Origin of the sequence: Vibrio campbellii CAIM 519 = NBRC 15631 = ATCC 25920, from assembly GCF_002163755.1 — a bacterium.
Lineage (GTDB): Bacteria > Pseudomonadota > Gammaproteobacteria > Enterobacterales > Vibrionaceae > Vibrio > Vibrio campbellii.
In genome coordinates, this window is the sequence record NZ_CP015864.1 from 336,243 (window position 1) to 346,617 (window position 10,375).

Consider the following 10,375-nt stretch of genomic DNA (forward strand, 5'->3'; position numbering starts at 1 on the left):
AGAGCGTAAACCTATTACTCCTGTTCAAATATAAAGGGTTCATTCAGAACCGAGGATAACCGTATGAATAAGTTAGTGGTGTTAGGTAGTGTAAACGCTGACCATGTTCTTCAAGTGCCTTCTTTCCCTCGCCCTGGCGAGACGCTGCATGGTCGCAACTATCAAGTTATCCCAGGTGGCAAGGGTGCCAACCAAGCTGTGGCGGCAGCTCGATTAAACGCAGACATCGGTTTTATTGCGTGTGTTGGTGATGATTCGTTCGGCATCAACATTCGTGAGAACTTCAAAATGGATGGCATCGATATCACTGGTGTGAAGATGCAGCCAAACTGCCCAACAGGCATTGCCATGATTCAGGTGGCGGACAGTGGTGAGAACAGCATTTGTATCTCCGCAGAAGCGAACGCAAAACTTACCTCAGAAGCGATTGAGCCCGACCTAGAGCGCATTCGTCAGGCAGATTACTTATTGATGCAATTAGAAACGCCAATGTGCGGCATCGAGAAAGCAGCGAGAATCGCGAAAGATGCCAAAACCAACGTGATTCTAAACCCAGCACCAGCTCGCGAACTGTCAGATGAATTACTGTCTTGTATTGATGTCATCACACCAAATGAAACGGAAGCGGAAGTACTCACAGGCGTGAGGGTAAAAGACGATGATAGCGCACAAGAAGCGGCAAACATCCTGCATTCGAAAGGCATTGAAATCGTCATGATCACGCTCGGTGCGAAAGGGGTGTTGTTGAGTCAAAATGGTCGTGGTGAAATCATTCCTGGCTTCCGCGTAGAAGCAACAGATACCACTGCGGCTGGCGATACGTTTAATGGGGCATTAGTCACTGGTTTATTGGAAGACTTACCTTTAGAATCAGCGATTAAGTTTGCCCATGCTGCAGCTGCGATCTCAGTAACTCGCTTTGGCGCGCAAACCTCCATTCCAACCCGTAAAGAGGTTGAGGAGTTCCTTGAACAACAATAATCAAAAGGAGAAATAGCATGGCAACGATGAAAGACATCGCAAAACTGGCAGGGGTTTCCACCTCAACTGTGAGCCATGTTATTAACAAAACTCGCTTTGTCAGCGAAGAGATCTCGGAACGAGTCAATAACGCTGCCAAAGAGCTTAATTACTACGCGCCGTCTGCTTTGGCGCGTAGCCTCAAAGTAAACCGCACCAAAACCATTGGTATGCTGGTTACTACCTCAACCAACCCATTCTTTGGTGAAGTCGTAAAAGGTGTTGAGCGCAGTTGCTACCAAAAAGGTTACAGCCTTATCCTTTGTAATACCGAAGGAGATAACGAGCGCATGCGTGAATCTATCAATACGTTGTTGCAAAAGCGCGTTGATGGTCTGATTTTGATGTGTTCATCGTTAGAAGGGGAGCGTATTGATGTATTCGAACGTTACCCTGATATCCCGGTTGTAGTGATGGACTGGGGCCCTATGTTGTTCACCAGCGATAAGATTCAAGACAACTCACTTCGTGGTGGTTATCTGGCAGCGAAATACCTTATCGACTGCGGCCACAAAGAGGTAGGCTGTATCACTGGTCCATTAATTAAGCACCAAGCGCAAATGCGTTATGAAGGCTACAAACGCGCGATGCTCGAAGCAGAACTTGAGTTCAATGCAAACTGGATTGTTGAATCTGATTTCGAATGTGAGGGTGGTTATCAAGCCTTCAAGAAAATGGTGGAACGCGGCCCGCTACCTAGCGCGATCTTTGTCTCCAATGACATGATGGCGATGGGCGTTATCAATGCAGCTAATGAACTCGGTATTCAAATTCCAGAACAGCTTTCTATTATAGGTTACGATGATATTCATATTGCGAAGTTTATGTCGCCTTCGCTTACCACGATTCACCAGCCAAAATACCGTCTAGGACAAGCCGCAGTAGAGACACTGTTACGCAAACTGGACGAGAAGTCTGTAGAAGCTCAGGTTGTGCAGCTTGAACCAACATTGGTTGAGCGCAACAGTGTGAAGTGCCTCTCCGAATAAAGAAGTTATTCGCTCTCAATTATTTATTTATCTAAACTTGTAATAATCAGCTTTCTGAATGGATTTAGAAAGTAAATGCCTTCTTTTTACATAATAAGCCCATCAAAATGTGATTTTTTGCGCGTAAAGTAAAAGACTTAGTGTAGAAATGTCCCAAAAAGCTTATTATTAAAAAAGTCTATAAATAGATTTATAAATTATAGTAGTGGGTGGGAAGTTTTTATGTTTGTTAAGAGATACGCGCAGCATTCGGTTAAGAGGCCATGGGCTCACCGTATCAATATTCTCCTAGTCTTATTCGTTTTTTCTGTGAGCGTATATGAGTTGCTTGCGAATGAAGAATTCGTCTACTTATCGGGCATCGCCTTTACGTTCATTGCAACTGCATTTTTTGCTTCTGCATCATCTTTCAAGAAACGTTATTTGGGGCACGAGTCTTAAATAACCATACCGCGATAAGTATTCACTGGGCACTTTAAAGCAAGTATTGATCTGATTTATGATCGGGTACATCGAAGGGAGGACAAATGTCCTCCTTTTTGTTTGCTGCGACACCATAAGATGAGCGCACCCCAAGCACAATAATAAAGGACATCTTCATGGACCTATTTGCCCTGTTAGACATCAACAATACCCTCGTAAACATTCCTATTGGTGATGGCTACGCAATGAGTTGGATCGAAGCCTTTGGTACGGTTTTCGGTCTGCTTTGTATTTGGTTTGCGAGCCAAGAAAAAACCATTAACTATTTGTTTGGTTTGCTGAATGTAACACTTTTTGCCGTTATCTTTTTCCAGATTCAGCTTTACGGATTGCTTCTGCTTCAATTGTTCTTCTTCTGCGCCAATATTTATGGTTGGTATGCTTGGACAAGACCAAATGCACAAGGTGAGACATTAGAGGTGCGCTGGTTAAGCAAACAGAAGCTGATCGCGACAGGTTCAGTAAGCATTGTTGCGATTGCCCTATTAACCATCTATATCGATCCATTCTTTTTTGCGTTGGCTAACATTGCCGTTGATACGTTAAATGTATTCGGTGCAGGTTTGTCTGAACCTGTGTTGGAGCCAGATGCTTTCCCATTCTGGGATGCAACCATGACAGTTCTGTCTATCGTGGCGCAAATCTTGATGACACGTAAGTACGTTGAGAACTGGATTCTTTGGGTCGTAATCAACATCATCAGCGTTGGCATTTACGCGACACAAGGCGTGTACGCAATGTCGGTTCAATACGCGATTCTCATGTTCATCGCAGCAAACGGCACAAGAGAGTGGGCACGTAGTGCGAAACGCAATGGTGAGAAGACCCTAACTCAAGCGACAGCACAAGGTTAAGCCAATGATGAAACAACCTCATATTGGTGTAGACAGCACTCAAATAGCGCCTCGAGTGATCGTCTGCGGTGAACCAGATCGAGCAAACCGTATTGCCGCGTTGTTTGATAACGCAGAATTGGCCTCTGAGAACCGTGAATATAGAGTGTTCACTGGCACATACCAAGGTCAGCAAATCTCAGTATGCAGTACAGGTATAGGCGCTCCTTCGATGATCATTGCGGTGGAAGAGCTAAAACAGTGTGGTGTGACAGACGTGATTCGTGTGGGATCGGCTGGTGCGATGCAAAAAAGCATTCAACTCGGTGAGTTGATAGTGGCTGAAGGCGCCGTCAGAGATGAGGGTGGCTCGAAAGCATACGTTCGCTCTTCGTATCCGGCTTACGCAAGCTTTTCGTTACTGAAAGCGCTGGAAAGCTATTTAGCCGAAAAAGAAGCGCGCTATCATTTTGGTGTGGTTCGCTCCCATGACAGCTTCTATACCGACGACGAAGAAGCGATTTGCGAATACTGGAACAAGAAAGGCATCCTAGGCGCAGATATGGAAATATCAGCGCTTTTTACCGTCGGTCGCCTGCGTGGTCTAAACGTTGCTTCTATCTTGAACAATGTCGTCCTCTATCAACAAGATGTTAAGGAAGGCGTAGGGCAGTACGTAGATGAAGCACAAGTGATGATGGAAGGGGAGCGTTTAGCGTCTTACGCTGCTCTTGAAGCCTTAATTGCGCAGAGTTAACTGGATCACAGCTTAGTTAATTTTTGAAGCGGCACTTTGGTGTCGCTTTTTTATTGGCTGTCATCAAACGATTCTAGCGAGTACAATCTATTTGAGATTGTTGTCATTAAAGAGAAACTCACGTGAAAATCAGCCCTTACCCAACCGGACGTTTCAAAAGCTTTTTAGAACAGAAAAGTGCTGAGTTTCGCGACTTAATCTATCAATGCCAAATCGGCAGTCGATACTTCGACTCTGGTGAAGAGATCCTTCGCCATGGTGAGCAGCTTCAATATCTGTATGTGGTGCCAGTAGGGCGAGTTTCGATGAGTATCATTGCAGCCAACGGTCGCCGGTTCCAGTTAGGTGAAGCCAATTGCGACTATCATATCTATGGTGAAATGGAGTACTTCACGCAAACGCCTTGCCAATGGAACGTGGTCGCAGATGAACATATGCAAGTGGATATTATCTGTATCCAAAAACTGACTGAGGCACTGCACCAGCAACCTGACATGATGTTTTTCTTTGCTTCTGCTTTGGCGGGGGATTATCAAGATTCAATGGATATCTATACCAATCGCTTGTTACACCCAATTACTTACAACATTGCTTATGACTTGCTCGTACAAAAGCAGACCAACACCTTGCTGGGTGGGTTTGACAAGGTAAACCAAGAAGCAGAAAGATTTGGCACGTCAGGACGCGTCTATCGTCGAGCGGTAAAAGATCTGATGGACAAAGGTTTGATCAGAAAAGGCGAGCAGGGGCTTGAGATTGTTGATGAAACGGTACTAAAAACATTTCTTGATGCCTACGAATAAGCCACAACGTTTGAATTACGAAATACAATGTTGTGGGTCATCATGAGCACTTTTTGCTTAGAGCGATAAGCGCTTACTTCTGAATTAGAAAACGCAGTGCTTAGCAAAGTCAGATGCTTCGTTTGCTGTCCATTCGCCTTTTGGCTTTTCTTTCATGTCGTTACACCACGCTTCACTACCAACTTCAGTACAAGCCATCAATTGTGCAGCAACAAATAAAACCAATGCTAACTTCTTCATTATCTAGTCCTTTCTAGTGAGTCATTTAAATCTAGTATAAACATTCACTGAGTTGATAAATATCCAAATGACAACTTTGCGCTTACCGTCTCAAATTCGATATCTGTATGGTGTAATTTGTTGATTTAATAAGCCTATTTAGAAGTGTAACGAATGTAAAGTTATCGAATAATTGGTTGAATGCCTGTTTGAGTAAGGATATATTGCGAATGCGCATGATAACGGATCTCATTAAGGCTTAAAAATGGAAAAAATCGTCAGTGCGGCAATTCTTTCGCTGCTTATAATTTCACCTTCTTTTGCTGCAACCGTCAAAATTGACCATTACATGGGTACGACAGAAGTTGAACAATCCCCCAAACGAGTGGTTGTGATTGGCTTTGGCCCACTCGATATGCTGGATAGTTTTGGCATCGATCCAGTCGCGGTATCGAACGCCTCCCATCTTCCAAAGTACTTATCTAAATACAGCAAGACTCATTACACATCGGCAGGTAGTCTTTTCGAACCAGACTTTGAAACCATCTACATACAAAGGCCGGACTTGATTTTGGTTGGTCCTCGCGGTTCGTCAAAATACGATGAGTTAAGTGAAATAGCACCAACAGTTGTGCTCGCATCAGGTGAAAACGAAGGCTACTGGCAGGGCACAAAAGCGCAATGGCGCAACGTTGGCAAGATCTTCAATATGGAAGAAAAGGTTGAACAAAAAATTGAAAACCTGGATGCACAGTTCAATGCGATTCGTGATTACAACCAAACCAACAATAATGATGCACTCACAATTCTAAGCATTGGTGACAACATCAGTGCATTTGGTGCGAAATCTCGTTTTGGCGCAATTTATACGGATTTTGGCTTTGCAGAGACTGTGAAGAATCTCAAAACGGGTACACATGGTGACGTCATTTCTTATGAGTTTATTCGCGAAGCCAACCCGAAAAATATCCTCGTTATTGATAGAAACACACTTCACGCAAAGTCTGACAATGACCTTGCTAAATCGCTGGATAACGATTTGGTTAAAGCGACTTCGGCATACAAGAACAAGAAAATTACCTTCCTAGATGTTGATGCGTGGTACTTAGCTATGTCGGGGGTGACTGCAACGGAAAAGATGGTGAGTGAAATTAAACATACGATCGAACTTTAAGCCAAGCTAGCAGAGGTTAACTTTGAAAAAGTTATTGCTTGTTCTTGTTGCTCTAAGCGTCGCGTCGTTGTTTGTTGGGGTGGGAAATATGACACCCCAACAGTTGTTTTCGGGTGATGCAAAAGCACTAGAACTCTTCTTCACTAGCCGGATTCCGCGCCTATTTGCGATTCTACTTGCTGGGGCCGGGCTAGGTATCGCTGGATTAGTGATGCAGCAAATTAGCCAAAACCGATTCGCCGCGCCTTCAACAACAGGCACGATTGAGTGTGCCATGCTTGGTTACGTAATGAGTGTGGTGTTTTTTGGAAATGGCGAACAGCTGTGGCTTGTCTTTGCTGTCTCTATTCTCGGCACTTTAATTTTCGTTCAGTTCATTCAGCGTATCCAATTTAAAAGCGTCGTATTTGTGCCGCTCGTGGGCATCATCTTTGGTAACGTTGTTGACGCTGTTACTACTTTCATTGCCTACAAATACGATGCACTACAAAGTCTGTCAGCGTGGAGTGTGGCAAACTTTGCCAACATTTTGCGCGGTGATTTTGAGCTGCTCTATATCGCTGTCCCCGTCGCCCTTTTAAGTTACTTGTTTGCGGCACGAATTTCTGCGGTTGGTATTGGTAAAGACTTTGCAGTAAACCTTGGTCTTAACTACCAACAAGTGGTGACATTAGGCGTATTTTTGGTGTCGGTAATGTCAGCCAGTGTGGTGATGATCGTTGGTCAACTGCCGTTTCTTGGACTTATCGTGCCAAACTTAGTCAGTTACTTCTACGGTGATAACCTCAAACGCAATATCCCGCTTACTGCCATGTATGGAGCGTTCCTTGTTTTAGCGTGTGACCTGGTTAGCCGAGTGATCATTTTCCCTCATGAAATGCCTATTTCAATTGTGATCAGCATCTTGGGTGGTGTGGTGTTTATCGCGATGTTGTTGCGAGGCAAGCAAAGTGCGTGATTCCAAGAAACTGATCTTATTGGCAGGCATTGCGCTGCTTTTTGCATTTTTGTTTATTGGTATTGGCTTAACAACAGATAACTACCAGTACTTTTTGTCGCGACGTGTACCTAAAGTGTTAGCCATGGTATTGGCAGGTATTGCGATTGCTCAATCTTCATTGGTGTTCCAAACCATTACCCATAACCGGATCCTCACCCCCAGCATCATGGGATTTGATGCGTTGTATGTGTTGACGCAAGTTCTGATTGTTTTGTTGTTTGGTGGTTTAAGCGCTCTCGTTCTGAATGTTTACATCAACTTCTCGATTGCGGTATTGGTGATGGTAGGCTTTTCGCTATTGCTGTTTGGATTTTATTTTTCAAAAGGCGGGCGTAATCTCATCACTTTGCTGTTGGTTGGGCTGATCTTTGGGCAGTTGTTTAGCAATATTGCGGTGTTCTTCTCTCTTCTGATGGACCCAAATACCTTTGCGTTTGTGCAATCTAAACTGTATGCCAGTTTCAACAATGTGAAGGTGAACTTGGTGTATCTGAGCTCGCCAATATTGTTCATCGCTTGTTGGTTGTTGTATCGCAAGCATCACACCTTAGATGTGTTTTGGCTCGACCAGGACAATACTAAGAGTCTAGGGGTTGATGTCCCTAAAGTGACGCGCAACGTCTTCATTCTCTCCGCGCTTCTCATTGCCATCTCGACCGCGCTCGTCGGCCCTATCATGTTTTTTGGATTGTTGGTGACAAACTTAAGTCGTGAGATGTTCTGCTCCTACCAGCATCGTACCCTGTTAATAGGCTGCTCATTGATGGCAATTTGTGCCTTATTGTCGGGGCAATGGATTATAGAAAACGTCTTTTCATTTGAAACGACGTTGAGCGTAGTGATTAACTTCATTGGCGGTATCTACTTTTTGTATCTATTGCTGAAAAACAAAGTCGTATAAACATGATTATTATAGATAAACTAACGAAAGCATTTGGTCCCAACAAAGTGGTTGATGAGGCCGATACTCAATTTGAAAAAGGGAAAGTAACGTCAATTATTGGCCCTAACGGAGCAGGGAAGAGTACGTTACTATCAATGGCGTCACGATTGACTGAGCGTGATGGTGGTAGCGTTATGATCGACTGTAAAGAGATTGCGGAATGGGACACCAAAGAGCTTGCAAAAAAGCTGGCAGTACTGCGCCAAGCAAACACAATTACGATGCGCTTTACCGTAAAAGAGTTGGTCTCATTTGGACGATTCCCTTATTCGAAAGGTAACCTAACCAAAGATGACCATGCGTTAATCGATCAAGCTATCGACTACTTAGATCTGAAAGAAATTCAAGATAAATTCTTAGATGAATTGAGTGGTGGTCAACGACAGCTGGCATTTATTGCAATGGTGATTGCCCAAGATACGGATTACGTTTTTCTCGATGAGCCATTGAATAACCTTGATATCAAGCACTCACTACAGATCATGAAAGTCGTTCAGCGTCTTGCACACGATATGAACAAAGCCATGGTGGTGGTGATTCATGATATTAACTTTGCTGCGTGTTATTCCGACGAGATCCTTGCGCTCAAGAAAGGGAAAGTAGTGGCCAGTGGGAAAGTCGACGAGGTGATTCAGTCTTCAACGCTAGAGGATATCTACGAGACTCCGTTTAATATCATTGAGTTTAATGGCAAGCGTATGTGCACTTACCATTAGAGTTATGTTCTATCGACCAAAATTCCGTTAAAGCAGAGCTCATCAAAACAATAGTCCAGCAAGATGAAGTAGAAATAGTGACGAGTTTACTTGGTGAGCTCGTCCATGATCGGGCAGCGGCTCTTTGCATCCCCAGGACATGAAGAAACCCAGCCCTCCAACTGCTTTTTAATCTCCAATAAGTGGGCAATTTTTTGCTCCACTTCATGAAGTTTGTCCATGGTTCGTGCTTTTACTTCGCTACTTTTGCGGTTTGGGTTGTGTGCCAATTGTACGAACTCTTTGCATTCTTGTAATGAGAAACCGGCGTTTTTTGCTCTGGAAACAAGGTTTAGCTCTTGGATGTGTTTTTCAGAATATTCACGATAGCCTGAGTCACTGCGAGCTGGTGAAGAAATGATGCCTTTGTCTTCGTACATACGAATCGATTTAGAAGACAATCCTGTGAGTTTTGCAACTGCACCAATATTCATGATGACCTCTGTGTTTCAGATAACCTTTCTCGCGAGTATAACGCTAAGTGTTGGTGTTCAAAAACGACTTTAATGCTGTTTTTCGTCTGTCGATTCTGTGGGCTAAAAATTTGGCAAACAAAAAAGCCCGTAAGCATGACACTTACGGGCTTTCTAAAATCGTTTTAACTAGGCTTCTTCAGGCGCTAGGCTTTTTTTTTCCTGCTGCATTTTTGCAAGGAAGTACACGTTAACACATGCAATAAAGCCGTTTGTTAGTACTACTGGCCATGAGTCAATCATCAAACCGTAAGCTGTGAACAGTGCACAGCCGATAAAGTTAAGGATACGAAGCTTAACGATGTCTTTCATAGTTAGTGAAATAGCAACCATGATTGAAGCCGCGTAGCCTAGAATCTCAACCATATTCATTTCCATTATTTGACCCTCTTAAATCTGCCGAATTTTGTCGGTACCACTTCTTCTCATCTTGAGATTAACGAGGAAGCTCCATGCCTCGAATGGTCTTTTTCGTTTTGATGGGTGCACTATAGCAATGGAAAAACCGTGATGAAAGCCTCAAATAAAGGTTAAGAGAAGGTTAGCGATTACGCAAACGTTTAGGAGAGAAATTATTGATAATTTTACTTATTGTGTTGATTGATATTAGTGATGGCAACAATAGATAAAACAAAGTTGAAGGAAGGTAAACAATAACATAATATTGAAAATGAGAATTATTATTAATTAAGTTTGATTTATGCCAATTGCTATTAGTCTTATTTTTTCGTTTGCTCTTATCATGCGGACAAAACCGAATTCACTGGGAACTGGGGTTCATATCCTAACTCACATACTACTGTTGATTTTTATCCCTTCTTCCTATGTTATTCAGTATCTTATCGTGATGTTCTTTACTTCTCCTTTGCTTATTAGGTTGGCAAAGCGTTCCTCTACATACGATGTTTTGTTTGCCTTTCTACCCT

At 43.3% G+C, this 10,375-nt stretch carries 13 protein-coding genes; 10 read left to right on the forward strand and 3 right to left on the reverse strand.

The window, feature by feature from the left end; translation table 11 throughout:
- The first annotated feature begins 63 nt into the window (after positions 1–63).
- The 6 genes from rbsK to A8140_RS17405 all read left to right on the forward strand — a co-directional run bounded on the left by rbsK (position 64) and on the right by A8140_RS17405 (position 4,885).
- Positions 64–981, forward strand: coding sequence for a ribokinase (rbsK, locus tag A8140_RS17380; protein ID WP_005530594.1), 918 nt, complete (start codon positions 64–66; stop codon positions 979–981).
- A 17-nt stretch (positions 982–998) separates the two neighbouring features.
- The gene (locus tag A8140_RS17385; RefSeq protein WP_005530595.1) at positions 999–2,009 is read left to right on the forward strand and encodes a substrate-binding domain-containing protein; all 1,011 of its coding nucleotides are present in this window, start codon (positions 999–1,001) and stop codon (positions 2,007–2,009) included.
- 222 nt (positions 2,010–2,231) lie between these two features.
- Positions 2,232–2,450, forward strand: a complete 219-nt coding sequence (locus A8140_RS25685) for a hypothetical protein (RefSeq protein WP_005530596.1) — start codon at positions 2,232–2,234, stop codon at positions 2,448–2,450.
- 158 nt (positions 2,451–2,608) lie between these two features.
- Positions 2,609–3,346, forward strand: coding sequence for a nicotinamide riboside transporter PnuC (pnuC, locus tag A8140_RS17395; protein WP_005530599.1), 738 nt, complete (start codon positions 2,609–2,611; stop codon positions 3,344–3,346).
- A 4-nt stretch (positions 3,347–3,350) separates the two neighbouring features.
- On the forward strand, positions 3,351–4,082 hold the full coding sequence (locus tag A8140_RS17400) for a nucleoside phosphorylase (RefSeq protein WP_005530601.1): 732 nt from the start codon (positions 3,351–3,353) through the stop codon (positions 4,080–4,082).
- Between the two features lie 122 nt (positions 4,083–4,204).
- Positions 4,205–4,885 carry a Crp/Fnr family transcriptional regulator gene (locus tag A8140_RS17405; protein WP_005530602.1) on the forward strand — a complete coding sequence of 227 codons (681 nt, stop codon included), beginning with the start codon at positions 4,205–4,207 and terminating at the stop codon, positions 4,883–4,885.
- A gap of 84 nt (positions 4,886–4,969) precedes the next feature.
- Here A8140_RS17405 and A8140_RS17410 read toward each other — a convergent pair whose 3' ends face one another.
- Positions 4,970–5,125 carry a DUF3012 domain-containing protein gene (locus tag A8140_RS17410; protein WP_005431817.1) on the reverse strand — a complete coding sequence of 52 codons (156 nt, stop codon included), beginning with the start codon at positions 5,123–5,125 and terminating at the stop codon, positions 4,970–4,972.
- A 244-nt stretch (positions 5,126–5,369) separates the two neighbouring features.
- Here A8140_RS17410 and A8140_RS17415 point away from each other — a divergent pair, with 244 nt between their 5' ends.
- Genes A8140_RS17415 through vctC form a run of 4 tightly spaced genes read left to right on the forward strand, consistent with a single transcriptional unit; the run spans position 5,370 to position 8,937 of the window.
- Positions 5,370–6,278, forward strand: a complete 909-nt coding sequence (locus A8140_RS17415) for a siderophore ABC transporter substrate-binding protein (RefSeq protein WP_005530604.1) — start codon at positions 5,370–5,372, stop codon at positions 6,276–6,278.
- A 22-nt stretch (positions 6,279–6,300) separates the two neighbouring features.
- On the forward strand, positions 6,301–7,236 hold the full coding sequence (gene vctD, locus A8140_RS17420) for an iron chelate uptake ABC transporter permease subunit VctD (RefSeq protein ID WP_033000044.1): 936 nt from the start codon (positions 6,301–6,303) through the stop codon (positions 7,234–7,236).
- Entirely contained in the window at positions 7,229–8,179 is a 951-nt protein-coding gene (gene vctG, locus A8140_RS17425) for an iron chelate uptake ABC transporter permease subunit VctG (RefSeq protein ID WP_005530608.1), read from the forward strand. The genes vctD and vctG overlap by 8 nt, the downstream gene beginning before the upstream one ends.
- 2 nt (positions 8,180–8,181) lie before the next feature.
- Positions 8,182–8,937 carry an iron chelate ABC transporter ATP-binding protein VctC gene (gene vctC / locus A8140_RS17430; RefSeq protein ID WP_005530610.1) on the forward strand — a complete coding sequence of 252 codons (756 nt, stop codon included), beginning with the start codon at positions 8,182–8,184 and terminating at the stop codon, positions 8,935–8,937.
- Between the two features lie 86 nt (positions 8,938–9,023).
- Here vctC and cueR read toward each other — a convergent pair whose 3' ends face one another.
- Together cueR and A8140_RS17440 are read right to left on the reverse strand one after the other, a co-directional pair.
- The gene (gene cueR / locus A8140_RS17435; RefSeq protein ID WP_005530611.1) at positions 9,024–9,410 is read right to left on the reverse strand and encodes a Cu(I)-responsive transcriptional regulator; all 387 of its coding nucleotides are present in this window, start codon (positions 9,408–9,410) and stop codon (positions 9,024–9,026) included.
- A gap of 168 nt (positions 9,411–9,578) precedes the next feature.
- The gene (locus A8140_RS17440; RefSeq protein WP_005431786.1) at positions 9,579–9,827 is read right to left on the reverse strand and encodes a YgjV family protein; all 249 of its coding nucleotides are present in this window, start codon (positions 9,825–9,827) and stop codon (positions 9,579–9,581) included.
- Positions 9,828–10,375: the final 548 nt, after the last annotated feature.